This is a genomic window from Neobacillus vireti, from assembly GCF_036962465.1.
GTDB classification, from domain to species: domain Bacteria; phylum Bacillota; class Bacilli; order Bacillales; family Cytobacillaceae; genus Neobacillus; species Neobacillus vireti_B.
In genome coordinates this window covers 126,216-152,025 of record NZ_JBALNF010000007.1, presented here as the reverse complement: position 1 = coordinate 152,025, position 25,810 = coordinate 126,216, and the positions used below count along the sequence as shown (strand labels likewise).

22 protein-coding genes are annotated in these 25,810 nt (G+C 40.6%); 5 read left to right on the top strand and 17 right to left on the bottom strand.

Annotated elements, in window-relative coordinates; genetic code table 11:
* The first annotated feature begins 199 nt into the window (after positions 1 to 199).
* Positions 200 to 481: a YggT family protein gene (locus V7077_RS03255; protein ID WP_098531077.1), complete on the top strand. Its 282-nt coding sequence runs from the start codon at positions 200 to 202 to the stop codon at positions 479 to 481.
* A gap of 122 nt (positions 482 to 603) precedes the next feature.
* On the opposite strand, the gene V7077_RS03250 is transcribed toward V7077_RS03255, so the two are convergent.
* Positions 604 to 1,434: an NRDE family protein gene (locus tag V7077_RS03250; RefSeq protein ID WP_335498413.1), complete on the bottom strand. Its 831-nt coding sequence runs from the start codon at positions 1,432 to 1,434 to the stop codon at positions 604 to 606.
* A 175-nt stretch (positions 1,435 to 1,609) separates the two neighbouring features.
* Here V7077_RS03250 and V7077_RS03245 point away from each other — a divergent pair, with 175 nt between their 5' ends.
* Positions 1,610 to 1,840 (top strand): hypothetical protein, encoded by a 231-nt coding sequence (locus V7077_RS03245; RefSeq protein ID WP_335498412.1) that lies wholly within the window; start codon positions 1,610 to 1,612, stop codon positions 1,838 to 1,840.
* Positions 1,841 to 1,909: 69 nt separating this feature from the next.
* On the opposite strand, the gene V7077_RS03240 is transcribed toward V7077_RS03245, so the two are convergent.
* Positions 1,910 to 2,755 (bottom strand): VOC family protein, encoded by an 846-nt coding sequence (locus V7077_RS03240; protein ID WP_335498411.1) that lies wholly within the window; start codon positions 2,753 to 2,755, stop codon positions 1,910 to 1,912.
* Positions 2,756 to 3,016: 261 nt separating this feature from the next.
* Between V7077_RS03240 and V7077_RS03235 the strand changes: the two genes are divergently transcribed.
* Genes V7077_RS03235 through V7077_RS03225 form a run of 3 tightly spaced genes read left to right on the top strand, consistent with a single transcriptional unit; the run spans position 3,017 to position 5,513 of the window.
* A complete protein-coding gene (locus V7077_RS03235; RefSeq protein WP_335498409.1) occupies positions 3,017 to 3,796 on the top strand; it encodes a UDP-glucose dehydrogenase family protein in 780 nt (259 codons plus the stop codon).
* A gap of 20 nt (positions 3,797 to 3,816) precedes the next feature.
* Complete coding sequence (locus V7077_RS03230; protein ID WP_420489605.1) at positions 3,817 to 4,347, top strand: phosphatase PAP2 family protein; 531 nt, start codon at positions 3,817 to 3,819, stop codon at positions 4,345 to 4,347.
* 23 nt (positions 4,348 to 4,370) lie between these two features.
* A complete protein-coding gene (locus V7077_RS03225) occupies positions 4,371 to 5,513 on the top strand; it encodes a glycosyltransferase family 4 protein (protein ID WP_335498408.1) in 1,143 nt (380 codons plus the stop codon).
* A gap of 64 nt (positions 5,514 to 5,577) precedes the next feature.
* On the opposite strand, the gene V7077_RS03220 is transcribed toward V7077_RS03225, so the two are convergent.
* The 15 genes from V7077_RS03220 to V7077_RS03150 form a co-directional block, all read right to left on the bottom strand.
* Positions 5,578 to 6,960, bottom strand: coding sequence for an L-cystine transporter (locus V7077_RS03220; RefSeq protein WP_335498407.1), 1,383 nt, complete (start codon positions 6,958 to 6,960; stop codon positions 5,578 to 5,580).
* 233 nt (positions 6,961 to 7,193) lie between these two features.
* Entirely contained in the window at positions 7,194 to 8,819 is a 1,626-nt protein-coding gene (locus V7077_RS03215) for an ATP-binding protein (RefSeq protein ID WP_335498406.1), read from the bottom strand.
* A 116-nt stretch (positions 8,820 to 8,935) separates the two neighbouring features.
* The gene (locus V7077_RS03210; protein ID WP_335498405.1) at positions 8,936 to 10,345 is read right to left on the bottom strand and encodes a sigma-54 interaction domain-containing protein; all 1,410 of its coding nucleotides are present in this window, start codon (positions 10,343 to 10,345) and stop codon (positions 8,936 to 8,938) included.
* 124 nt (positions 10,346 to 10,469) lie between these two features.
* A complete protein-coding gene (locus V7077_RS03205; RefSeq protein WP_335498404.1) occupies positions 10,470 to 11,255 on the bottom strand; it encodes a 3-hydroxybutyrate dehydrogenase in 786 nt (261 codons plus the stop codon).
* 38 nt (positions 11,256 to 11,293) lie between these two features.
* Complete coding sequence (locus V7077_RS03200; RefSeq protein ID WP_235742122.1) at positions 11,294 to 12,727, bottom strand: GntP family permease; 1,434 nt, start codon at positions 12,725 to 12,727, stop codon at positions 11,294 to 11,296.
* Between the two features lie 216 nt (positions 12,728 to 12,943).
* Positions 12,944 to 14,128 carry an acetyl-CoA C-acetyltransferase gene (locus V7077_RS03195; protein WP_335498403.1) on the bottom strand — a complete coding sequence of 395 codons (1,185 nt, stop codon included), beginning with the start codon at positions 14,126 to 14,128 and terminating at the stop codon, positions 12,944 to 12,946.
* Positions 14,129 to 14,274: 146 nt separating this feature from the next.
* Positions 14,275 to 14,925, bottom strand: a complete 651-nt coding sequence (locus V7077_RS03190) for a 3-oxoacid CoA-transferase subunit B (RefSeq protein WP_335498402.1) — start codon at positions 14,923 to 14,925, stop codon at positions 14,275 to 14,277.
* Positions 14,922 to 15,575, bottom strand: a complete 654-nt coding sequence (atoD, locus tag V7077_RS03185) for an acetate CoA-transferase subunit alpha (protein WP_335498434.1) — start codon at positions 15,573 to 15,575, stop codon at positions 14,922 to 14,924. The genes V7077_RS03190 and atoD overlap by 4 nt, the downstream gene beginning before the upstream one ends.
* A gap of 144 nt (positions 15,576 to 15,719) precedes the next feature.
* Positions 15,720 to 16,901 carry an ABC transporter substrate-binding protein gene (locus tag V7077_RS03180; RefSeq protein WP_335498401.1) on the bottom strand — a complete coding sequence of 394 codons (1,182 nt, stop codon included), beginning with the start codon at positions 16,899 to 16,901 and terminating at the stop codon, positions 15,720 to 15,722.
* Between the two features lie 368 nt (positions 16,902 to 17,269).
* Positions 17,270 to 18,322, bottom strand: coding sequence for a galactose/methyl galactoside ABC transporter permease MglC (gene mglC / locus V7077_RS03175; RefSeq protein WP_251028769.1), 1,053 nt, complete (start codon positions 18,320 to 18,322; stop codon positions 17,270 to 17,272).
* Between the two features lie 12 nt (positions 18,323 to 18,334).
* Positions 18,335 to 19,840, bottom strand: coding sequence for a galactose/methyl galactoside ABC transporter ATP-binding protein MglA (gene mglA / locus V7077_RS03170; RefSeq protein ID WP_335498400.1), 1,506 nt, complete (start codon positions 19,838 to 19,840; stop codon positions 18,335 to 18,337).
* Positions 19,841 to 20,221: 381 nt separating this feature from the next.
* Positions 20,222 to 21,286: a galactose/glucose ABC transporter substrate-binding protein MglB gene (gene mglB, locus V7077_RS03165; protein WP_335498399.1), complete on the bottom strand. Its 1,065-nt coding sequence runs from the start codon at positions 21,284 to 21,286 to the stop codon at positions 20,222 to 20,224.
* A gap of 249 nt (positions 21,287 to 21,535) precedes the next feature.
* On the bottom strand, positions 21,536 to 23,122 hold the full coding sequence (locus V7077_RS03160) for a response regulator transcription factor (protein ID WP_335498397.1): 1,587 nt from the start codon (positions 23,120 to 23,122) through the stop codon (positions 21,536 to 21,538).
* The gene (locus tag V7077_RS03155; protein ID WP_335498396.1) at positions 23,097 to 24,581 is read right to left on the bottom strand and encodes a sensor histidine kinase; all 1,485 of its coding nucleotides are present in this window, start codon (positions 24,579 to 24,581) and stop codon (positions 23,097 to 23,099) included. Before V7077_RS03155 ends, V7077_RS03160 begins: the two co-directional genes overlap by 26 nt.
* Entirely contained in the window at positions 24,578 to 25,579 is a 1,002-nt protein-coding gene (locus V7077_RS03150) for a sugar-binding protein (RefSeq protein WP_335498395.1), read from the bottom strand. The genes V7077_RS03155 and V7077_RS03150 overlap by 4 nt, the downstream gene beginning before the upstream one ends.
* Positions 25,580 to 25,810: the final 231 nt, after the last annotated feature.

Here is a 25,810-nt window from a genome sequence, read left to right as displayed (position 1 = left end):
TGGCATAATAAATTCAACGGTAACCCTTGTTACAATAGCTTTACTCCAACTAATAAATCATTTGTTTAATTTTTTGTGAATATGGTATCTTATAAAATCAATCATAATAATGAAACCTTTAGTGGACATAGCCGTATATATAGGTATCTATACGTAGTTTGTACCTATAATAAAACTCTAATAGATGGGGAGATATAAATTGGGATTATACATTTTACAAATTGGACAGTATGCTTTTGAAATTTATTATTGGCTTATCTTAATATCAATTTTTGGCTCCTGGTTTCCACAATTTCAATCCACAAAGATTGGGATGTGGATCTCAAAGCTCGTCGAACCATACTTAGGCTTCTTTAGACGGTTCATCCCTCCACTTGGGCCTATTGATATTTCACCGATTGTCGCTATATTCGTTTTTAGATATATAACAGGATTTGCTCTAGAAGGGCTGCGCCAGTCATTGAATGTAATTGGGGTGTAAGTATGTTCACCCATCTAAAAAACCTGAAGAGGGGAAACACTTTATAAAAAAGTGCACCTTCTTCAGATTTTTCAATTTTAATACTTTACTTTTCCGCCATCATGCCCAACTAAACGTTTAATTTAGTTTTCTTTCCTAAACAGTTCAATCGTATATTGTTGGTCATTTTCGCCGTTCTTCGTATAGGCTCTTTCTATATATTGAAGCTTTGTCCCTGTCATGAACATCACCGTTGAACTTCTCGTTCCATAGTGCTCACTTTCAATGAACAACGGCGAAAGCAGCCGTTCCCATTCCAATGTCACACCTGTACTTGGAAGAGCCTCATCCGGAGCGGGATCCGCATTTTGCAGAAGGACAAACAACGCTTCTTGCATCCCATCGTTTTTTTCACTTATTATTCGTGCCAAACCTTCCTTCCCTTTTTCCACCTTCGGCCAGCTGCTATTTAATAAGTGGTTACTCACTCCATATATACCTGGAGTGAGTTTTTCCAGCTTTCCGCCGACATTAGAGTAATAATATAAATCGTGCCCATCCCCTGCCAATAAGTTATAGCCGGGATACAAGTGATTATGTGCGGCAAGATGCTGCATATATTCTTCTACATTCCCTTTATATTTCAAGGCATCAGCCACCAATTCGCCACGTGAACGTTTTCCCTCCGTTACTTCCTTTGGGTTTCGGTAATTGGTCAATGCCGCAAAGCGCCCACTAGTCGTCACACCCATCCAAGTGCCCATTTTTTCTAAGTCCTTTCCTGCCAGAATTTCAGGATAATCCTCCCAAAAGTGCGCAGGAGCGGTTGGCCGTCGATAAAATTCATCACGATTTGCCGCAACAATGAGAGGATACTCCTCATGAACACGATAGGCAAACAGAATCAAACACACAAAGATCACAACCTTTATATAAAATACACTAATCCTAAATAGTCTTCCCATTTTAATCATTCGTCACATTCCCAACAAAAACCTTTAACAAGTCCCACGGAGTAAAATTGGTGCCTGTCACCATTATTAACTCCTTCGGCTTAATGGTGACAGGCACCAATTGGGAATGCACCGAATTATTTTTGGGGATTTTGCGGAAAATAATCTTGTTTGAAGGATGATAGGAGGGTTTATTATGTCTGAATTAGAGCCGCTTGAGTATGATACGGGTACGGCGATTCGCGATTATGACATTATTCAAATTACGCAAAATGAGATTGGGTATGAGGTTTTGCTGGATGTGAATTTAGACAGCGGCTACTCTTTAGCAAGAACAAAATTAGAAATCACTCATGAGGATTTACAAGGCTATGAAACCACTGAAGTAGAAGAAGGTATTAAATATGCGTTGGGTTTTTTCTCATAGAGAGAAATTTCTTTAACGCAGAAAAATCCCTGCCCCTTTCTCTAGAAGAGCAAGGCAGGGATATTTCCTTTATATGACGAGACGAATTTGGTTTCCTGCTGGGTCACTTGTTACATAAAAGCTTCCTTCATTCTTTAAAGGAGCCCCCAATTGCTCTAGCTGTTTCAGGACTTTTCCCCTTGCTTCCTGAGTTGGGAAGACAATCGAATACCAACTTAAACCAACGCTATTTTTCGGCGGCGTTGGAGCCCCTGTTCCCTGCCACGTGTTGATAGCAACATGATGGTGATACCGGCCGGAAGAAAGAAATACTGCTTGCGGGTAGTAACTTACAACCTCTAAGCCAATTCCCTTAGTATAGAATTCTTTTGCTTTTTCTAAATCACCTACATGCAAATGTATATGCCCCATGATTGTCCCTGATGGAAGGCCTTTCCATTCAGTATCACTCTCCGCTAGAATTCCTTCTGCATCCAACTGTTCAGTGGCCATATCAACTAAACCATTTTTCCAAGCCCATTCAGAAGAAGGGCGGTCCCGATAAACCTCAATCCCATTCCCATCAGGGTCATTCAAATATAATGCCTCACTTACATAATGATCAGCAGCACCAAGCGGATAACCTGTTAAAATTAAGTGCCGCAAAAAGTCCCCTAAGTCGGCACGCGATGGCAGTAAGATAGCAAAATGATACAAGCCTGACATGCGCTCTTGTTTTGGAATGACATCTGCTGGTTCTTCCAAGGTTAACAGCGGGGTTTGGCCATCTGCAGTCAGAACTGCTTTCCGTTCACTTTGTTCCAATAGTTGAAGACCAATAATATTTTGATAAAACGTAATAGAATAAGCTAGATTTTTTACTTTTATCGTAACCTCACCAACATAAATGTTTGGTTCTTGATGAAACTGATCCATATTTATCCCTTCCTTTTCATTTAAATACAAAACATTAGCAATCCTTCTATGCCTAATAGGGTTTAATTCGATTACACTTATTATTCATTTGAACATCTTAAGTGTAACTTATAATTATCTTGAATTCAAGTATTATGAATTAAATATACTTTTGACCATTTATTAAAACTAACACAGTCTTAACACTCTCTTTACACTAGGTTTAGAAAAAATCCATCATTCACTAATACAATAAAGGTAACAAATTTTTGGAGGGATTGGATGAAGGTTACTGTGGCTGGAGCAGGTTATGTAGGATTGGTTACTAGTGCTTGTCTAGCGGAGCTTGGACATGTGGTGACATGCGTTGATGTTCAAAAAGAGAAAATTGATGGGCTTCAGTGCGGACGTTCTCCCATCTTAGAGCCTGGTTTAGAAACTTTATTAGAAAAGAACTTACATAACAAGCAGCTAACATTTACAATAAACCCGGAAGATGCATACTCAAATGCTGAACTTATTTTCATTGCTGTTGGTATACCAGAAAAACACGATGGTTCAGCAGATTTAAAGTACATTCACGTGGTTGCCCATACGATCGCTCATTATATTCAACAGGACGTGATTATTTGCACTAAAAGTACTGTTCCAGTCGGTACGAACGAACTCATCCAAGAAATCATTGACAGCAGGAAACCTCCTAACCTTCGAGCAGAAGTAGTTGCCAATCCTGAATTTCTTCGTGAAGGTACAGCGATTATTGACTTTTTTCATGGAGACCGTATTGTAATCGGAACCAGCGACCCTAGAGCGGCAGCGATTATGGAGCAGTTTTACCAGCCGCTGCAAATCCCTATTTACAAAACAGACATCCGAAGTGCCGAAATTATTAAATATGCTTTCAATGCCTTTTTAGCAGCCAAAATGCGTTTTATGAATGAAATGGCAGGCTTTTGTATTAAAGCCGGGGCTAATCTAGAGGAAGTAGCATATGGAATCGGGCTGGACAAAGAGATAGGCCCTCACTTTCTCAATGCCTGGAAACCTGACATTACTAAGTAACCTGTTGGAGGGGACTGTCCATGATGAAGATAATCGATGCTGTTTATGGATTTGAATGCCGCTTATTACAACGAGTGAATCGTCATTATGATAAAAAGCTGTTAAATTTATTCTTTCGAATCCTTACGCAGTTTGGAGGAGCAGACATCACTATCGCCGCTGTCTTCCTTCTTATGGTAATCTCTTCAGGTGAACCTAGGTTAACCGCGATTAGCAGCGCTCTTGCATTATCGGCAAGCCATATCCCTGTCCATGTCCTGAAACAGCTTTTCCCACGAAAAAGACCTTATTTGATGATAGAGAGTACAAAGTTTCCAGCTAATCCCCTGCAGGACCATTCTTTCCCTTCAGGGCATACAACGGCCATTTTTTCGGTTGTAACCCCCTATATTTTATCCATCCCACAACTTGCATTCGTTCTAATTCCTTTAGGAATGTGTGTGGGGATATCCAGGATTTATTTAGGACTTCACTATCCTTCGGATATCCTTGCCGGTGGTGTACTTGGTACCATTACTGGGATTTTGTGCTTTTGTTTGTTATGTTTGTAGGATAAGTTGTTAGGAGGGATGACATGAGAATTGCCATTTTTACTGATACTTATTATCCTGACATTAACGGTGTTGCCCGAACGCTGAAAAGGCTGACTGACTTCCTTGAGAGCCAAAATATTACGTTTAAACTTTTTGTACCGGCCCCTTCAACAAAGGAGCTTGATTCTGGCCATATCCATCGCTCTAAGAGCCTTTCATTTTTCATGTATCCTGAATGCCGATTAGCCCTTCCAAACCTTTATCAAATGAAATCAGAGCTAAAGAACTTCTCACCCGATTTAATTCATGTAGCAACCCCGTTTAACATCGGTCTTTGTGGAGTTTATTTTTCAAAAAGTCTTAATATCCCGCTTGTTGGATCCTATCATACCAATTTTGATCATTATTTGCAGTATTATAACCTTCCATTTCTATCCAAACTGCATTGGAATTACATGCACTGGTTCTATCAAACCTGCAGAAAGATCTTTGTCCCCTCTCCAACAACATTCCAACTATTAAAACAGCATAAGTTTACTAATCTTGAGCTTTGGCCGAGAGGTGTGGATTGCCAGCTGTTTCATCCTTATTATGATAAGAGGCCAATTAAAAATCGTTATTGCCTTCCAGATTCCTATGTTCTGACATACGCTGGCCGATTAGCTCCCGAGAAGGATTTACACACCCTCTTCGCTGCCGCAAAATCTATTCCATCAGACATAAATCAACATATTCACTGGCTGATTATTGGTGACGGTCCGTTGCGGCAAGAACTTGAAACCCAAGCACCAGAAAATATGACGTTTACTGGATATTTAGATGGAAAGCATTTGGCTGAGGCATATGCCGCTTCTGACTTATTTGTTTTCCCTTCATCTTCCGAAACCTTTGGGAATGTGGTGTTAGAATCACTGGCAAGCGGAACACCTGTGATAGGGGCAAAAGCGGGTGGAGTACAGAATATAATTAAGACAGGTGTAAATGGGCTCTTGTGTAAACCTGGAAATGCCAATGAGTTTTCCGAGGCTATTTTGCAACTGTTAACAAATGGAAAATTACGCCAACAAATGGGGAGATCAGGCAGAAACTATGCTCAGACCCAGAGCTGGGACCGTATATTCAAAAACCTTATCTGCCAGTACACCGATGTAATTCAAGAGTGTGAACTGCAAAAGTATGCTTAACTAAGTGCAAACATTAAAAATGGTGACAGGCACCTATGGGACTTTGCGGTGCCTGTCACTGTTTTTAGGCTTCTACTATTTCTGGCTGGGTGTAGGTCTCCTCGTCGAATTCTCCTGTTGCTTTGCTTGTGAGAACACCTGCTGTCATCGCCCCACTGACGTTTAACGCTGTCCGTCCCATGTCAATCAGAGGCTCAACTGAAATGAGGAGACCGACGATTGCTATAGGAAGGTTCATGACAGATAAGACAATTAAGGCAGCAAATGTGGCACCGCCGCCAACGCCGGCCACGCCAAATGAGCTAATGGCAACAACCAGAATAAGTGTCACTATAAAAGACAGGCTTGTAGGATCAATCCCTGCACTTGGCGCCACCATCACTGCTAACATGGCTGGATAAATCCCCGCACAGCCATTCTGGCCAATCGTTAGACCAAATGATCCGGCGAAATTGGCAATTCCTTCTGAAACTCCAAGGTCCTTGGTTTGTGTTTTAATCGTCATTGGCAACGTTCCTGCACTTGTTCGGGAAGTGAAGGCAAAGGTTAAGGTCGGGAGGCCCTTCTTCACATATCTGAATGGATTTAATTTCGCCAAAGATAAGAAGAGTAAATGCACAACAAACATGATAATCAGTGCGACATAGGAGGCAATGACAAACTTCCCTAGTTTTGCGATTGCCTCATAATCACTTGTTGCCGTCACCTTTGTAATAATGGCTAGAATTCCATAAGGTGTCAGGCGCAAGATGATGGTGACAACTCTCATGATAACCGAATAGAGGGTGTCAATAATTTTCGCAAAAAACTCTGCAGGTCCTGGGTCCTTCCTTTTAACCCCAAGGTAGGCTATCCCAATAAAAGCGGCAAAGATCACAACTGCAATCGTAGAGGTAGCCCTCGCACCTGTTAAATCTTGAAATGGATTACTTGGAACTAATTCGATGATTTGCTGCGGCAGGGTCATATTTTCAATTCCTGCGGCCCTTTCCGCTAATTGATCATTACGTGCCTTTTCAGCATCTCCTTGAGTAAGCTGAACGCCATCTAGGCCAAAGCCTAATGCCGAGCCAATCCCAATTGCTGCAGCAATTGCGGTTGTACCGAGCAAGATTCCAATAACCAGAAAACTGATTTTGCCAATATTCTTCGTCAATTTAAGTTTTGTGAACGCCCCGACAATGGAAATAAAGACAAGCGGCATTACAACCATTTGGAGTAGTTTTATATATCCGATCCCCACAATGTTAAACCAATCAATGGATTTGCTGGTTACTTCATGTGTGGTCCCATAAATCAAATGAATAAGATAACCAAAAATAATTCCTAAGCCCAAAGCTGTAAAGACTCGTTTTGAAAATGACACATGCTTTTTCTGCATCTTAAATAACACAAACATAAGCAAAAGTAATACAGCGACATTTACAATGATCAGAACCGTATTCATCGTATTCCTCCCCCTGTTTCCTTATAGAAAATTCTAACTCTCCTATCAGTCAACTCGGAATTACATTCATCTGAACCAATTGCTGTTGCCATACATCAAACGTTTGATAGTAAATAAATATGCCAAGTTAGTCATTATATGCCACAACCTTACCTTGTAAATATCGAAAAAGGTGACAGGCACCGCTCGTGGACATTGTCCACGGGCGGTGCCTGTCACCATTATGACTATTTTCAACTTGTTAGTGGGAGTTTGATTTCGACTTTGGTTCCTTTGTTTAGTTTGCTTGTATAAGTGATACTTCCGTTGTGTTGTTTTAGGATTTTGTGGCAGATCATAACACCAAGGCCTGTCCCTTTTTCTTTTAAGCTGTAAAACGGCTCTCCTAAACGTGGAAGCAGTTCCTCAGGTATGCCCAATCCATGGTCCTGAACCGATATCATACACTCATTCGCTTCATTTTTTCTCACTCCAATGTGGATATCACCTCCAACAGGCATGGCTTCTATGGCATTCTTTAAGACATTTAAGAAAACCTGTTTTAATTGATTCTTTTCCCCTTTAATCAGAAAGGGACCTTCATCAAGCTTTAAGTCAAACTGAATATTGTTCATATTCGCCTGGGGGGATAGTAACTCAACCGTATTTATAAGTAACTCCCCTACATTTACTTGGTCCAACTGCACAGCTTGCGGTTTTCCTAGGGAGAGAAGTTCACTTGTGATCGACTCAATCCGCTCCAGTTCACTTAGAAGTAAGTCATTATATACGACCGAACTATTTTCAGCTTTATACAATTGAACAAAGCCTTTGATTGTGGTCAATGGATTCCGGATTTCATGAGCGACGCCTGCAGCCAGCTCTCCGACAATCGACAGCTTTTCCGACTGCAACAGAATTTCCTCAGATTTTTTCCGTTCCGATATATCCCTGCTGATGATGACAATATTTTCAACTGTATCTCCTTCACCCTTAACAGGCATACACTTAGACTCAAATTCAATCCAGTGCCCATCTTTATGCATTAATCTAATTTCCATCGATTGGGACTCATTATATTCGAACATTCTTTTGATCGAATCTAAAAACATCGGTTTATCATCAGGATGAAGTAACCTGAAACATCTATGTTTCTCTAATTCAGAGCACGGAAAGCCTAAAACATGTTCATGGGAAGGAGAAAGGTAACTAATCGCGTGTTCCTTATCCATTAACAATATTAGGTCTGACGTGTTTTCGGCAATCAATCGGTATTTTAACTCATTTGCTTCCACTAGCTTGTACATGTTTGACAAACCTCGATTTAACCGGATCAGCTTCTCATGGGATTCTATCAGTAATACCCCGAAGATCACACCCAGCATCACAAACAATAAATATTGCAAATGAAATATGGGTTTATCTCTAAAGACGTGAAAAATGATGGGCACTATGATGATATAAATGGCCACATAAGCTGTAAAAAAAATAACACTTCTTTTCACATGAGAAAGTCGCTTTGTTACAAAATGAAAGATAGTTAAAATAAGAATAATAGCCGTCCACCCAACAATAACAGTTGTCCATTGGCCACTTTCAAGTAATCTTGCCACCAATGCAAAAATACCCGTAATGATTCCAGGCAAGGGACCGAAGTAGACAAATGCCAAAATGACCGGGGCATAGCGAATATCATATGAATAGCCTTGCTGTTGAAAGGATAACTTGATCAAGACAACCGAAACAATTCCCCCGTAGACCCCCACCCAATATCGGAAATTTTTGATGGGTTTATGATGAATGAATGAACTGATTACCAACGGTGTACTTACCAATAGAGAAAAAATCGAGAGATTAATAATATAGTCTAAAAGAACCATCGAACTCCACCCAAACTTTTTCAATTTTCAATATCTCTCTAATCTTAAAACAGAGTTAATCCTATTGCTATACGAAAACGACACATCTTAAAACTTTTATCGTTATTATTGAGATGTTATGTTATATCATAAAGCTTACATTTCTCGTAAAACCTTGTTTTACCTATCTCCAATAATCTCGCCGCTTCCTGCTTATTCCCATTGGTCATAGTCAGCGCATGCAAAATTGCTTCTTTTTCCACTTGAGCCAGCCTTTCCTTTAACGGAAGCATTTTTTCAGCAGTTTTTCCTTTACACACGGGACTAATCATCTGGGTAGAACTCTGCCATTCTAGTTCTCGTAAATACAAAGGAAGATGGAACACTTCAATTGTTTGTCCATCAAGGACATTTATAGCTCGTTCCAAAACATTTTCAAGTTCACGAATGTTCCCAGGCCATGAGTGCTCCATCAGCCGCTGTTCCACTTCTTTAGAAATATCAATTCCTGTTCGAAAAAATCTCCGTTCCAGTTTTTTCAACAAACTTACCGATATCAACTTAATATCCTCTTTCCTTTTATTCAATGGGGGGATTTCAATTTTTATAACATTCAAGCGGTAATATAAGTCACGGCGAAATTTCCCTTCCTCCACCATTTTTTCAAGATCACGGTGTGTAGCGGCAATGATCCTGACATCGACGGGTATTGATTTTTGTCCGCCAACCCGCTGGACTTCTTTTTCCTGTAGAACTCTTAACAGTTTACTTTGCATCGACAGCGGCATATCCCCGATTTCATCGAGAAAAAGGGTTCCGTTATGAGCAAGTTCAAATTGTCCTTTTTTCCCACCCTTTTTCGCTCCCGTAAATGCGCCATCCTCATACCCGAATAGTTCTGATTCCAAGAGATGTTCAGGTATAGAAGCACAGTTGATTGCTACAAACGGAAGCGAAGAACGGAGGCTGTGGTTGTGGATGGCATGGGCAAACAATTCCTTTCCTGTGCCCGATTCCCCTATTAAAAGAACAGAGGAGTTGCTGACAGAAATTCGCTCCGCCAATTTTTTCGCCGCAAGAAAGGACTGACTGCTGCCAATTAAATCGTGAAAATAGTATTTACTCTTTAACTCTTTGTCTATTTTTGTTTTATAATATTTTAATTCTTCCACTAAATGCTGAATCTTTGTTTTATACATCCGCCATTCTTCTGGACTGCGAAACATAACGGTTCCAAGTGCCCCTACAAGTTTCCCATCGACAATCAGAGGGTACCGGTTTGCGATCATTTCACTGCCATTAATGGGATGCAGGGCGGCCAGCTCTTTTTTGCCTGTTTTTGCGACAATGTGCATCCTTGTGTTTTCAATCACATCCTGAACAGGGCGGTTGATCGCCTCTTTAACCGTTGTTCCCAAAAACTCACAGTAGGCCTTGTTTATATAGAGAATTATGCCTTCTCGGTCGGTCACGACGATTCTTTCCGCTAATAGATTGATAATTTGTTCATGCCAATCAGCTGGAATCGCTTCCATTTTACTGTTCATAGATTCACACCTTTCCAATGATGGATATACTTATTATAACAAAGGATGATTGATGTTAACTAGATTAGAAGTTTTTCCCATACAAGAAAGAATCCTATCCGTTATCGAATAGGATTCAACATAATTATTGTGCGGTGTAGCCACCATCTAAAATCACGGCCTGGCCGGTAATTCCTCTTCCTTTATCACTTGCTAAAAACACAGCATAATCGGCAATTTCTGTTACAGATAAAAGTCTTTTTTGTGGAACAAGCGGTAAAAGCACTTCATCGATTACACTTTCCAAGCTGACATTTCTTGTTGAAGCGAGGTCTGCTAATTGATTTCGAACGAGCGGTGTATCCACATATCCCGGGCAAAGGGCATTGACCGTTATTCCGCTCTCTGCACCTTCTAACGCTGCAACCTTTGTTAATCCAATGACGCCATGCTTCGCACTATTATAGGCGGCCTTTCCAGCAAAGCCAATCACTCCATTGATAGACGCCATATTAATGACTCGTCCAAAGCCCTGTTCCTTCATAATAGGGAAGACGTTTTTAATACCAATAAATGGTGCCGTTAACATAATTTTAACCAAGAGTTCAAACTTTTCCGTTGGGAACTCCTCAATTGGTGAAACATACTGCATGCCGGCATTATTAACTAAAATATCAAGACGTCCAAAAGTTTTATAGGCATGTTGGATACTATTCTTAAAAGCTTCCTCGTTTGTAACATCACATGGAGCAGCAATGGCTTCAAATCCCTGAGCCCTTAATTCTGCTGCTTCCTGCTCACTTTTTTCAGCATTTAAATCGGAAATGACCACTTTTGCTCCTTCATGGGCAAAGGTCTTGGCAATACTTAAGCCAATGCCGCTCGCTGACCCTGTAATAAATGCTGTTTTTCCTTCTAGTAACTTGCTCATTTATGCGAGCCTCCTAATTGTCTAGTAATCTTTATTTCTTAGATAATTCCAAAGATGGTATAAAGTGCAATCACAAAGAATACCGCTAATGTCTTAATCACCGTTACGGCAAAAATATCTTTATAAGATTGTTTGTGTGTTAAGCCTGTTACAGCAAGCAGCGTAATAACTGCACCGTTGTGCGGCAATGTATCCATACCGCCTGATGCCATTGCGACCACGCGGTGCATGACTTCCGGTGGAATATTGGCTGCGGCAATCGCCTGATTATACTTATCGGCCATCGCTCCTAAAGCAATCCCCATTCCTCCGGAGGCTGAACCTGTCATCCCGGCAAGTGTACTGGTTGTGACTGCTCCGTTTACAAGTGGATTCGTGAATGTACCGGAAATACCATCACTAATTTTTGCAAAACCAGGCAGTGCGGCAATAATTCCACCGAAACCATACTCAGCACCTGTGTTCATTGTAGCCAGAAGGGATCCGCCAATTGCTGTGTTAAGCCCTTCTTTAAAGTTTTTCGTAACTCGTTTCCAATCATAAAAAAGCGAAGAAATAATACCGACAACTAATGCCATAATAATGGCCCAAATCGCTGCCATTGCCGTAACATCGACCGTGTAGGCCTTCAAGCCAATCGCTGAAAAATCAAAACCGTTTGGATACCACTTTGGAATATACGTTATAAATAATTTATTCGTCACTCCCACAAGAATGAGTGGAACAAATGCTAAAATTTGTTTTAAAACGGATTGTTGAGAGGTTAAATCCGGAGCGGCTACTTCATTTGCCTCTAATTTTTCAGCAGCAGCTGCGTTTTCAGCACCAAAGCCGTAATAACCCTCGCCCGCCTTTTCTGCCTTTCTTCTCCTTGATTCAAGATATACAAGACCTAGAACTAAGACAAAAATAGCTCCAATGATTCCAAGCGTCGGTGCCGCATAAATATCTGTTTTAAAAAAGTTAATTGGGATGACGTTTTGTATTTGCGGTGTTCCTGGTAATGCGTCCATGGTGAAGGTAAAGGCACCAAGAGCAATTGTCCCTGGAATAAGCCTTTTAGGAATATTCGCTTGTCTAAACATTTGGGCTGCAAATGGGTAAATAGCAAAAACAGCTACGAATAAACTTACACCGCTATACGTTAAAATAGCTCCTAGTAAAACAATCGACAGCATCGCACGTTTTGCTCCAAGTAAACGGACAATCGTTTTAGCGATGGATTCTGCAATCCCTGACATTTCAACTACTTTTCCAAAAATCGCCCCTAATAGGAAAACGGCAAAATAGGATTTAATGAATCCAACCATTTTCTCCATGAATACCCCGGAAAAGAACGGTAAAACATGGCTTGGATCAATTAGTAATACAGCAAGAAGTGCACAGATTGGCGCGAATAAAATAACAGAAAACCCACGGTAGGCTACAAAAATCAAAAGCCCAAGCGCCAGTAAAATAACAAATAATTCCATGTAAATCCCCCTAAATTGTTTTTGTAAGCCTCCTCGTTTACCTCCCCGAAAGGTAAGCGTTTCCATTTGAAACTTACATCTATTTATTTGCAAGAATTATGCCAATTTATAGATATATTTATGAGCTTATTTGATCTGGATTGATTCCGTAATTCCGGAAAAGCAATTGAAAGCGTTTCCGGATTTACGGAATTTTCCGTTTTTGCGGAAATACTGTTATTTCTCCATTTCTACTACTGTAGCAATCCCTTGGCCCCCGCCAATACATAGCGTCGCAAGTCCGTAACGTGCTTCTCTTCGTTTCATCTCGTGAAGCAGGGTGACTAACACGCGGGCACCACTGGCACCGATTGGGTGGCCTAAAGCAACCGCACCGCCGTTAACGTTCAATTTCTCCTTTGAAATCTCCAGGTCTCTTCCTACAGCAAGGGATTGAGCAGCAAACGCTTCGTTTGCTTCCACTAAATCCATCTCATTGATGGAAAGACCCGCTTTTGCTAGTGCCTTCTTAGATGCGGGTACAGGACCAATACCCATAATTTTCGGATCCACCCCTGAGGTCCCATTGCCACGGATAACAGCCATTGGTTTAATTCCCAGCTCTTCCACCTTTTCTCTGCTCATCAGTACGAGTGCTGCCGCACCGTCATTGATACCAGAGGCATTGCCGGCTGTTACCGTACCTTCCTTTTTAAAAGCGGGCTTTAATTTTGCTAGTTTCTCAGCCGTCACCCCTGAGCGAGGGAATTCATCTGTATCAAAAACAACAGGCTCGCCCTTACGCTGTGGAAGGACAATAGGGACAATCTCATCCTTAAATTTGCTGTCTTTGATGGCTGCCTCTGCCTTTTGCTGACTCCAGGCCGCAAACTCATCTTGCTCTTCGCGGCTAAGGCCATATTGTTCGGCAATGTTTTCGGCGGTTACGCCCATATGATAAGAGTTAATTGCACATTGCAGTCCATCTTGAATCATACTATCGAAAATTTTGCCATCACCCATGCGGTAGCCTGTTCGTCCATCCATCAGCAAGTATGGTGCTAGACTCATATTTTCCATACCGCCAGCGACGACAATTTCTGCTTCGCCAGTTTGGATCGCTTGGGCTGCCAAATGAACCGCTTTTAGACCTGAACCGCACAGTTTGTTGATCGCCATAGAGGATACCTCGACTGGCAAACCTGCCTTAAGTGCGGCTTGACGGGCAGGACCCTGGCCAAGACCTGCTTGCAGAACGTTTCCCATAATGACTTCATCAACTTGTTCTCCACTAATTCCAGCGCGGTTTACGGCCTCTTTAATGACAATTGCCCCTAATTCGGTCGCTGGTGTATTACTTAATGTCCCCATGAAACTGCCAATTGCTGTCCGTACAGCACTAACGATAACTACTTCACGCATAAATAGTTCCTCCTGAAAAGTTATTTTCTTTATAAATTAGAAGATTTATAGTTTATCGGCGATTTATATATCTTTATCAGCGATTTTTGCAATATATCAGCACTTTTAAGAAAATGCCCTCTCAATCCTTTTTACCAGCAAACAGTTTATCCTATTGCCAGACCTAGAGTAAAAGCAGCTTCTGTCTTTTCCTTTACTGTCTCTAAGTCGACACCCTCTTGAAGTTCTTCCAGAACCAATCCATCTGCTGTTACACGAAAAACAGCCAATTCGGTTACAATTAAATCCACTACCCCCTTACCGGTCAACGGCAGGCGGCATTGTTCGAGAATTTTAGCCGAACCATTCTTGGCCGTATGTTCCATGGCGACAATAACCTTTTTAGCGCCTGTCACAAGATCCATTGCCCCGCCCATTCCAGGAACCATCTTTCCTGGAACCATCCAGTTGGCAAGATTTCCTTTTGCATCTGCTTCTAGCCCGCCAAGTACAGTAACATCAACATGTCCGCCGCGAATTAATTCAAAGGAAAACAGACTATCAAAGAAAGCACCTCCGCGAATAATACCAGCTGGCTGGCCGCCGGCGTTTACTAAGTCTGGATCAATATCGCCCTCTAAGGGTCCAAGACCCACATAGCCATTTTCTGATTGTAAAATCACATTAACACCCTCAGGCAAATAGTTTGGCACCATGGTTGGCAGGCCGATGCCCAGGTTCACCACATCTCCATCCTTCAATTCCTTAGCCACGCGTGCCGCGATGATTTGTTTTGGATTGACGAGTGTAGTCATCATGATTGACGACCTCCTTGAACATAAATTTTATCGACAAGAATCCCAGGTGTCATAACTTCATCTGGATCGATTTCTCCCACTTCTACTAGCTGCTCCACTTGGACAATAACAGTATCAGCAGCCAAAGCCATTAACGGGTTAAAATTCCTAGCCGAACGGTGATAAATCAAATTACCTGCTTTATCGGCTTTAAAAGCTTTCAATAAGGCAACCTCAGCACGAAGGGGCTTTTCAAGCAAATATTCCCGGCCGTCGACGGTAATCTTTTCTTTACCCTCCTCGACAACGGTTCCCACTCCTGTAGGAGTTAACACTCCGCCCAATCCTGAACCACCGGCACGGACACGTTCAGCCAAGGTTCCTTGTGGAACTAGTTCTACTTCCATTTCGCCTGCAATCATTTGCCGGCCAGTTTCCGGATTTGTTCCAATATGTGAGGCAATCACTTTTTTCACTCGTTTATTTACAATTAAAGGTCCTACACCCGTTTCTACGAAAGCGGTATCATTAGCGATTAAGGTAATGTCCTTTACATTCGCTTCAAGCATGGCCGTAACAAGTTCCTGCGGTGTACCAACCCCCATAAAGCCCCCAGCCATTATTGTCATTCCATCTGTAAAAAGGGACGAAACATCTTCCCTTGAAATCATTTTATCCACTTCAAACGCACCTCCTGTAAATTAAAAGCGAAGTAAATATGGCTACGCTCATTTAATATGCAAGAATTGTGCCAAAAAAAAGACTCCTTCACCATTAGAGTGAAGAAGTCTTTTTATAAAATCCTATTTCGAGATTTATTTAGGATCAACCTTTGTATTAAATACTTGCTTACCGTCTTTATATTCTAAGACTGTTGCAGATTTAATCGGATTGTGATTCTTGTCAATCGTGACCACACCGGTAACAAGGGATAGATCTTTAGTTTTTTCTAAAGCTGCCTTAATTTTGCTAGGGTCAGTGCTTCCTGCACTCTTAATAGCATCTGCTAATAGATAAACTGAATCATAGCCAAGGGCGTTGAAAGCATTTGGTGATTCGCCATTGTTCTTTTCTTTATAAGCAGATACAAACGTTTGGATCTTTTTGTCTGGGTCTTCAGAAGAATAGTGATTTGTGATATAGGTATTGTTTAACGCATCTTTACCAGCTAATTCTACTAATTTTGGCGAATCCCAGCCATCTGCACCCATTAATGGAGCAGTGATGCCCATTTCACGAGCTTGTTTAACAATTAGACCAACTTCTTCGTAATATCCAGGGATAAAGATAAATTCAGGATTTTTGGCCTTGATACGAGTTAATGTGGCACGGAAGTCGGTATCCTTTCCAACATATGCCTCTTCAGAGACAACCTTACCGCCTTCTTTTTCAAACGTTTCTTTAAATGAAGCTGCCAAACCTTTCGCATAGTCACTTGCACTATCAGCAAAGATTGCAACGTTTTTAACCTTTAATTCGTTAGCTGCAAAGTTGGCTGCAACTGTTCCTTGGAATGGATCGATAAAGGAAGTACGGAATACGAATTCGTTTAATTTCCCTTTATCTGTAACCGTTACGTTTGGAGCTGTACCTGATGGAGTTAATAAAATGGTTTTATTGCTATCAGCGATTTCAGCTTGGGCAACAGTGTCACCACTTGTAGCAGCACCGATAATAGCTGTTACTTTATCTTGGCTGGTTAACTTAATGGCACCGTTAGTAGCTTCCGCTGCATCTGATTTATTGTCCACTTTAACAAGCTCGATCTTCTTACCGTCAACTCCGCCCTTTTTGTTAATTTCATCAACAGCAAGATTGATACCTGAAGCAAGCGACTCCCCGTAAGAAGCAACTCCGCCTGAAAGTTCAAGGTTTACACCTAATTTAACGGTGTCTCCTCCTCCTCCAGCACTATCTTTTGCTCCCGAACATCCGGCTAATACGCCAGCCAATAATGTTGAAGCCATAAACATCTTTGCAAAATTCTTCTTCATCATGACATCCCCTTTATCTATTTTTCTGATTTTTCTGACACAAACATCCATTATTTAGTATCTTAATAGGATCGGTATGTTTAGTCGTTGAATTAATTGATATTTAGTATTGTAATACAATTATTTTCATTCGTCTAGTATATTATTTATTTATTTAAATATTTCTGAAATATATTATTTTTCAAACTCATCAACTGTAATAAACTCACCTTATAAACTGTTTATCTCTATTCATTGCTTCTTTTTTACATTTTTAAAGATATTCTATAATATCGAACAATCAATAATTCAAATAACAACAATGGTTGCGTTTTCCTTATAATAGAAAAAAGGCAGCTCTCCATGTTGGAGGCTGCCCTGTCGTTTTATGTTTATTTTTTCTTTGCGTGTTTGCGCATATCGAAGGCTACTGCGACGATAATGATTAAGCCTTTTACAATGAATTGGATGTACGGGCTTACACCAAGGAAAGCTAATCCATAGTTGATAACTTGAAAAATTAGAACCCCAGTTACGATACCTGGTACGGTTCCTATACCACCAGTCAATGATACCCCGCCGACTACGCAGGCTGCAATCGCATCCATCTCGTACATGTTACCTGTATTATTTGTGGCACTACCTACACGTCCTGCTTCTAGTACGCCGGTGAAGCCGTATAAAAGACCAGCAATCATATAAATGATGATGATATTCTTGGCTACGTTAACCCCTGAAACCTTTGCCGCTTCAGGATTTCCACCGATTGCGTACATGTTTTTACCAAGCTGCGTTTTATTCCAAATAACCCAAATAATAAGTGATACAATAATGGCATAGAAGATCAGATACGGGAATTCATATTGACCAAGCTTAATACCTCTTTGTGCAAAAGTTGTAAACTTCTCACTTAAACCACCTATCGGCTGTGCACCATACGGAGGACGGTCAAAGTAGATGGAAGATGTACCGTAAACCACAATCATCATACCTAGTGTGGCAATGAATGGCGGAACATGAAATTTCGCCACAATTACACCACTGATGGCAGAAATGAAACCAGTTGCTAACATCGCAATAATAATTGGAACAAATAGCGGTAATTCATGTAAATGCGGGTACATTTTATAAGCATAGTCACTTGCTTGGAGCATGGAAGCTGAAACAACCGCTGCCAAACCGACCATCCGGCCTGCTGAAAGGTCGGTACCGGCCAGAATCAAAATACCTGCTACCCCAAGGGCAATAATAACACGTGATGATGCCTGACTTAGAATATTAATTAAGTTCGTCATTGATAAGAAGTCTGGAGATGCTACAACGATCCCAACGACTAGTAGAATTAATACTAGATAAATAACATTATCAACTATCCATTTTGAGAAACCTGATTTTGAATTTTTTGCTTCCTTAGATCCCGATTTTTTTAAAGCTTCTGTACTCATTTTTGTCGCCTCCTAATACAATGCGGCTAATCGCATAATTTCTTCTTGAGAAGTCGTCTTCGTATCAACGATCCCAGCTGCTTTTCCATTACTCATTACTAGTATTCTATCTGTCGTACCCAAAAGCTCCGGCATTTCGGAAGAGATCATGATAATTCCCTTTCCGTCTGCTGCTAATTGGTTAATTAATTGGTAAATCTCAAATTTTGCCCCAACATCGATTCCTCGTGTCGGTTCATCAAGCAATAATATATCAGGCTTAGTCAATAGCCAGCGCCCTATAATAACCTTTTGCTGGTTTCCGCCGGATAAACTGCCAATTGACGTTTTTTGTGATGGTGTTTTCACCTTCATCGAATCAATTACCCATTTGGTATCGTCGGCTACTTTCTTATTGGATAGGAATCCACTCTTTGTTTTATACTGCTTCATGTTGGAAATGATCGAATTAAAGCTGATGCTTAAATCGGAAAATATTCCAGTTGATCTTCTTTCCTCGGTTACAAGGGCGAAGCCATTTTTGATAGCATGCTGTGGAGATTGATTTTTAACCACCTTGCCGTTCAGTTCAATTTTTCCGGATTTTAATGCCCTGATTCCAAAGATTGCTTCGACGACTTCTGTCCGTTTGGAACCTACCAAGCCGGCAATTCCGAGTATTTCACCCTTTTTCAGTTCAAAGCTTACATTTTCAAAAGATGGCTGTGTTTCTGCTGTTAAATCAGAAACCTTTAAAATAATATCTCCTGGCCTGTTTTCCTTTGCCGGGAAGCGCTGTGATAAGTCCCTGCCTACCATTAGCTTAATGATTTCATCTGTTGTCAGGTCTTTTGCACTTCTAGTCGCAATGTACTGGCCATCCCGCATGATCGTTACTTCGTCTGAAATCTTTAAAATTTCTTCCATTTTGTGCGAGATATAGATGATGGCCACATTTTCACTTTGAAGCCGCTTAATGATTCTAAATAAGTGATTTACTTCCGTCTCCGTTAAGGATGAGGTTGGCTCATCCATTACGATAATTTTTGAATGATAAGATACAGCCTTTGCAATTTCAACCATTTGCATTTCAGAAACAGATAACGAACTAACCTTACTGCGCGGGTCGATGTTAATATCTAAACCTTTGAAAATCGCTGCGGTGTCCTCATACATTTTCTTTTCATCTACGAAAATACCTTTCTTCGGATAACGGCCGAGCCATATATTATCCATAACATTTTGCTGACGGACTTGGTTCAATTCTTGGTGCACCATGGAAACGCCGTTTTCTAATGCCTGCTTGGAATTGGCAAATGAAATCTCACTTCCATTAAAGAAGATTTTTCCATTGTCCATCGAATAAATACCGAATAAACATTTCATTAAGGTTGACTTTCCTGCGCCGTTTTCTCCCATTAAGGCATGAACCGAACCCGGTCTCACTTTCAAGCTAACATTGTCTAATGCAAGTACTCCAGGAAATCTCTTTGTGATATTCTGCATTTCAAGTAGATAGGTAGTACTAGATCCTGTCATAAGTGAACCTCCTAACTTTACCATTTAAAAAATATGAGTGATCCTTCTAAGTCCAGCTCATATCTATTTAATAAAAGTATTTGAATATAATCGCTGCACGGTATCCAGCCTCACAAATATGGAAGCTTAGGTCTCCGAACGAAGGAAAAGCATGATCTTTTCCTTCGTTCGAAGAGCGCCATGGGGAAGATGGCTCCAACCCCCGGACAGGCGCTTTTCAAAATTTATCGCTTACTGTCTAGCTCCAGCTCCCAGCGGCTAGTGTCCTTCGCTCTTTGTCCTACGATAAGTCAACATCCATTCGCTGTCGCTCATCGTGTTTCCTTTATCTCGGTCAAAGCGCTCCAGTCCATACGCCGCTAAACGGTCGCTTCCGCTTTTCTACTTATAAGCATCCTTACCGACTTGGATGTTGTCCTTCGTGATTTCAACGTAAGGTACACGAACTGCTTTCTTGTCATCAAGCTTCCACTCAGTTCCATCTAAAACATCTTTTCCTTTTGCTGCATTTGCTGCAAGGTCAATTGTTGCTTTTCCTTGGTTCTTCGCGTCATTCAAGACTGTACCAACCATTTTGCCTTTTTCGATCATTTCAAGTGCTTCCGGAATCGCGTCAACACCTACAACTGGAACAAACTTGTCGCCAGTGAAGTAGCCTGCTTTTTCAAGTGAGGAAATCGCACCTAATGCCATACCATCGTTGTTAGCAATTACAAATTCAATCTTATCGTTGTACTTAGAAACCCATGCATCCATTTTTTCAGTTGCCTTTGTTGCATCCCACATCGCTGTATCCATTGCTAATTGTTCTACCTGGATACCTTTAGACTTTACTGTGTCAACTACATATTTTGTACGCGCTTCTGCATCTGGGTGCCCTGGCTCCCCTTTTAATAACACATATTGAAGTTTGCCATCGTGGTTTTTATCCCACTTATCTTTGTTAGCTTCCCAAGCCTTCGCGATTAATTCGCCCTGCAGAACACCTGATTCTGAAGAAGTAGTTCCTACATAGTAAGCTTTATCATAGCCGTTTAATACGCTTTCATCCGGCTCTTTATTGAAGAAGATAACAGGAATATTTTTAGCTTTCGCTTTGTCTACAATGGTTTGTGCTGCTTTTGGATCTACTAGGTTGATTGCTAGTGATTTTGCACCTTTAGCGATTAACGTATCCACCTGCTCGATTTGTTTTGCTTGGTCATTTTGTGAGTCGTTCAGCATTAAATTTACATTTCCTTTTGCTGACGTTTCCATCGCACGGCGTACGTACGACATGAAGTTATCATCAAACTTATAGATGGTTGCCCCTACAGCTGGAAGGTCATTGCTCTTCTTTCCAGAATCTCCAGAGCCGCTTGTCGAACTGCTGCTGCAGCCTGTTGCTAATAGAATACTAGATGCAACTGTTAATGATAGAATCAAACCTTTTTTATTCACTCTCATCAATTCTCCCTTTTCTTTTTATAAAGACCCTATTAAGCTGTTTTCTTGGAGCTTAATTCAGCCCTAATGTAAGCCCTTACAGATATAGTATCATGGTGATAACGGTTACAATAGGCGCTAACTATAGCACTAATTTGTGATTTTCTAGATTATTTTGCAATCTTTGAAACAATTATGTAATAAAAATACTTTATTTTGTAAAAAAACAAGGACCAACTTCACGTGAAATTGGTCCTAAACAATATATTCCTAATTCACCGTTGCCTTTCGAAACTCACTTGGCGATAATCCTGTCAGTTTCTTAAATACCCTGCTGAAATAATTTGGATCCCGGTAGCCAACCGAATAACAGATTTCTTTCATGCTTTTTCCGGGATCAAGCATTTCCGCTTTAGCCTTCTTGATTCGAATCTCCGTCAAGTAATCAATAAAGGTCATTCCAAATCGATCTTTAAAAAGCTTGCTAAAATAAAACGGACTCAATTCAACGTATTCAGCGGCAGATTCTAGTGTAATGGAATCTGCATAGTGGGTTTCTATAAAGTCCTTTGCTTTTTGCAGCATCCCCTTAGCGTGATTATTCCGCCACACCTGGACATGCTGGACAACTGCAAGCAAGTGCGACTTGCCCGTTTCCATCACCATCCGGATATCTTCCGATTCATCGATGTTGGGAATCCGTTCATAGTTAATCCCTAAATCATGAAGCATTCGGGAAATGAGAATAAACAGCTCATCAAATGACTTTTTAACAAAAGATGCTGTTACCTTATTGGTGTTAATCTTTGCGACAAACGAATCAAAAATTAACATCACTTGGTTGACATCCCCTTGTCTAACACTATCTAGCAGTTTTTTCTCCACCTCAATCACCTCGGAGTCAGTGGGAACTTCAAAAGCTGGTCCCTGCTTGTTACAGAATAAATATTTACGGTTAGGCATTTTTAAAAGTTCTTCGAGTGCCAAGACTGCTTCGTGGTAAGATCGATTGAGCTCATGTGCATGGTTATAGGGGTGCCCAATACCAATTTTCATTTCTGCCCCAAGGCGTTCTTGTTTAAATAAGCGATAAAGGGTATCGATGATGTTTTCAGCATTAGTCCTAAAATGATTTTTTTCTGCCGACTTTTTGCACAAGAATAAAACGGGAACCTGACAGTCCATCATCGCTCCCACCATAATTTCATGTTTGACGACAATTGATTGGAGTGAATCCTTTAGCCATCTGTACCATTTTTCTTTTTCTGGCAGGGACAATTCCGTCTGAGAGGATGATTTTAATGAAAATAACATCATATATCCGGATGTAATTTCCACACCAAGGAGCTGACTCCATTCTTCAAATGATATATCCTGCACCTGGTTCATAAGTAAGGAGGTAACCCATTCTTTTTGAGCAATGGATACGGCCCGGTCCAGATTTGCTCTTAGGCTTTGCTGTTCTTCCTTTTGCTTTCGTTCTGACTGGATTTCATCTGCGACCCGCTGCATGCTTTCAAGAAGATCCTTTTTACTGCTTGGCTTGAGAATGTATTCCTTTACCCCTTGCTGCATGACTTCCTTTGCATATTCAAACGTATTAAATGCCGAAACCATGATAAAACGAATATCCTGATCGAACTTTTTAATTTCCTTCACCGCTTGAACACCGTCAATTCCAGGCATTTTAATATCCATAAAAATAATGTCTGGACGATGTTCTTGGGCCATTTCAATGGCAATTCTTCCGTTCTGTGCTTCCCCAATTACCATGACATCCTCTTTAGAGCTTTGAATGATCTTTGCTACTGCTTTTCGTTCGAGTACCTCATCATCTGCTATAAGAATTTTCAACAAGTTCGGTTCCTCCTTTGGCTGCGACAGGAATCGTCAGTCGGAAAATGGTTCCATGGTTGAGTTCTGATTCTATTTCAACAATATCTTTTCTATGGTAAAAAAGCTGCAGCCTTCTAATCACATTTTTGACTGCAATCCCATTAGATTGTCCTTTTGGTTTTGCCGTTTCAACTGTTTCCTCTGATTCCAACTGATGGACATAATTAATCAGTTTCTTTTTCGTCCGCTCGTCCATCCCTGCCCCGTTATCGATGACTTCTACATTGATACGGTCATTCAGCCGATAGATATGGAGCTCAATCACACCATTTTCTTCATATTCTTCGACCCCATGGATGAAGGCGTTCTCAATTAATGGCTGTAGAACTAAACTCGGAATTTCTGTATCTAAATATTCATCCTGAATCTCCGTAATAAATTGAATTCGATCGCCGAATCTTGTTTTTTGAATAAAGAAATACTCTTTTACAATACTTACTTCGTCTCGTAAGGTTGAGACCTTATCGAAATCACTTAGATTGTAGCGTAACAATGCGGCAACTGCTTCTATCAACCTTGACGTCTCTTCCGCTTCTTCAAGGTATGCCATCTTTGAAACAGTATTGAGGGTATTGAACAAAAAATGCGGATTGATTTGGTTTTGCAGACTTCTCAACTCTAATTCCTTTAACAGCTTATCGAGTTCACCTTGTTGTTTAATCTCGGTAACCAGTACTTTTAAATTTGAACGCATTTGATTAAATGTTTCTGTTAAAAGCTTGAGTTCATCCTTTGTGGTTATTTTAATATCATCGCCTGATAAATTACCTGTTGCTATCTCTTTTGCAGCACTCGATAGCATACTAATCGGCCTTGTAATCCCGCCGGAAATCCATAATGCCAGTAAAGTGCTAAGGAAAAAAGCCGCAGCGAATAAGGACATCGACAGTAGCTTATAAAAATGGTTTTGCTGCTCCATTTGATCATAGAATTTTTGATAGTCTGTTAATTTATTATTCAATAAAGCAAGTGTACTTTCCTGAAGAAACGAGTTAATTTTCAAAACTTCGTTAAAGTGGTTTGAATATTGATTGATTTGATCCTGCTCAAATGTGCCGATAGTAGCATCTCCCTCATCTAGGAAGCTGTCAATCATATTTTTGTAATTTGTAAGGGTCACATCATTGCTGTTCATCACTTTAACCAGTCTCTTCTGGTCCTTAATTAACTTCAATTTTTCATTTCGATAGTCATGAAGATATGACTTTTCCTTGTCTAAGATATACCCATGCAGCTTTTCTGTAAGGAGATTACTTCTCTGTGAGATATCATTCAGTAAAAGAAACCGTTCAAAGCTTTCATCGTACTCAGAAACAAGTTTTTCACTTCTGTCATAAAAGAACATTCCGACTGAGGTCAGTAAAACGACTAGGACAATAAAATAAAGTAACAGTTTAGAACGGATCCGAAATAGCATCATTGGTCAACCGCCTTCCGGAATCGATTACTCATAGGCAGATCCGCTTTTCTTAAGATCCGTGTATCGGTATGGACGACTGGCGGAACCTTTTTTCCCTGAATAAGATCAATCATCATTTTAACGGCTCCATACCCCATTTGATAAGGTTCCTGAACAACCGTTGCATTGATGGTGCCCTCACGAATAAAATCAATTGTTTCTGGGAGCGTGTCAAAGCCAATGATATAGATCTGCTTTTGTTTATGATATTTTTTGACCACATGGGCTATTTCAATTCCATCAAGGGCGCTTGTACCAAAAAAAGCTGTAACCTCTGGATGGTCCTGCAGGATTTGATTGGCCTTTTCTGCCGCCTTTACCCTGCTAATCTCAGATTCTTCCACCGCAATGATGTTAATTCTTGGTTCCGGTTTAACGGCATCTTCAAACCCTTTAACCCGCTGCTGCATATGGTTGGCGTAAAAACTGCCTGTAATGATAGCGACATTTACCTTCCCAAATGTATCCGCTATCAAAGCTTTGCCTGCCAAATAACCCGCATAATAATTATCGGTTCCAATATAGGCCATTCTTCTGCTGTTAGCAGCATCAGTATCAACGGTTACTACCGGAATCCCACTCGCTACGACCCGGTCGATAAGCGGTGTAAATTGCTCATCACTCAATCCTTGGGTCATAATTCCATCTACCTTGGAGGCAGCTGACATTTCAATCGTCTTCACATGATCATCAATGTTTGCCTGCTTTGGACCAGCATATTCTAGAAGCACTCCATATTTATTGGCCGCATCTTCTGCTCCTTTTTCGACAAGCTTCCAATATTCATTGTCAAGCTCTTCTGGAACTAGCACAAAATGATAGTTATACTTTTCTACTGTTTTCTGTTCCTTAGGTAAATCATGAGTAATTACTTTGTAGCCATAATAGAATGAAAATGAGCAACTAATGATGAAAAACAAACTTCCAACTGAATACGCGATGATGGATAATCTGCTCATATCACAACTCCGATCCCAAAGCATAAGATAAATCCATTATACGTAACATCCAAAAAATCGACAATCTGAATTATGTGAGCTTGTTTCTTAATATTAGGCTGTGTTAATTTTGAATGTTGATTTCCGCTCCAAGCGGCTTCGCTCCAATCAGCATGCTAAAAAACAACCATAACCTTTAACACAGCCTATTATTAAACAAATTTCTCGGATAAAACCTAGAAAAACCAGCCT

Coding starts and splice junctions, on each gene's coding strand:
- V7077_RS03250 (WP_335498413.1), bottom strand. CDS start 1,434: ATGATTAAAATGGGAAGACTATTTAGGATTAGTGTATTTTATATAAAG.
- V7077_RS03245 (WP_335498412.1), top strand. CDS start 1,610: ATGTCTGAATTAGAGCCGCTTGAGTATGATACGGGTACGGCGATTCGC.
- V7077_RS03240 (WP_335498411.1), bottom strand. CDS start 2,755: ATGGATCAGTTTCATCAAGAACCAAACATTTATGTTGGTGAGGTTACG.
- V7077_RS03235 (WP_335498409.1), top strand. CDS start 3,017: ATGAAGGTTACTGTGGCTGGAGCAGGTTATGTAGGATTGGTTACTAGT.
- V7077_RS03230 (WP_420489605.1), top strand. CDS start 3,817: ATGATGAAGATAATCGATGCTGTTTATGGATTTGAATGCCGCTTATTA.
- V7077_RS03225 (WP_335498408.1), top strand. CDS start 4,371: ATGAGAATTGCCATTTTTACTGATACTTATTATCCTGACATTAACGGT.
- V7077_RS03220 (WP_335498407.1), bottom strand. CDS start 6,960: ATGAATACGGTTCTGATCATTGTAAATGTCGCTGTATTACTTTTGCTT.
- V7077_RS03215 (WP_335498406.1), bottom strand. CDS start 8,819: ATGGTTCTTTTAGACTATATTATTAATCTCTCGATTTTTTCTCTATTG.
- V7077_RS03210 (WP_335498405.1), bottom strand. CDS start 10,345: ATGAACAGTAAAATGGAAGCGATTCCAGCTGATTGGCATGAACAAATT.
- V7077_RS03205 (WP_335498404.1), bottom strand. CDS start 11,255: ATGAGCAAGTTACTAGAAGGAAAAACAGCATTTATTACAGGGTCAGCG.
- V7077_RS03200 (WP_235742122.1), bottom strand. CDS start 12,727: ATGGAATTATTTGTTATTTTACTGGCGCTTGGGCTTTTGATTTTTGTA.
- V7077_RS03195 (WP_335498403.1), bottom strand. CDS start 14,128: ATGCGTGAAGTAGTTATCGTTAGTGCTGTACGGACAGCAATTGGCAGT.
- V7077_RS03190 (WP_335498402.1), bottom strand. CDS start 14,925: ATGATGACTACACTCGTCAATCCAAAACAAATCATCGCGGCACGCGTG.
- atoD (WP_335498434.1), bottom strand. CDS start 15,575: ATGATTTCAAGGGAAGATGTTTCGTCCCTTTTTACAGATGGAATGACA.
- V7077_RS03180 (WP_335498401.1), bottom strand. CDS start 16,901: ATGATGAAGAAGAATTTTGCAAAGATGTTTATGGCTTCAACATTATTG.
- mglC (WP_251028769.1), bottom strand. CDS start 18,322: ATGAGTACAGAAGCTTTAAAAAAATCGGGATCTAAGGAAGCAAAAAAT.
- mglA (WP_335498400.1), bottom strand. CDS start 19,840: ATGACAGGATCTAGTACTACCTATCTACTTGAAATGCAGAATATCACA.
- mglB (WP_335498399.1), bottom strand. CDS start 21,286: ATGAGAGTGAATAAAAAAGGTTTGATTCTATCATTAACAGTTGCATCT.
- V7077_RS03155 (WP_335498396.1), bottom strand. CDS start 24,581: ATGATGCTATTTCGGATCCGTTCTAAACTGTTACTTTATTTTATTGTC.
- V7077_RS03150 (WP_335498395.1), bottom strand. CDS start 25,579: ATGAGCAGATTATCCATCATCGCGTATTCAGTTGGAAGTTTGTTTTTC.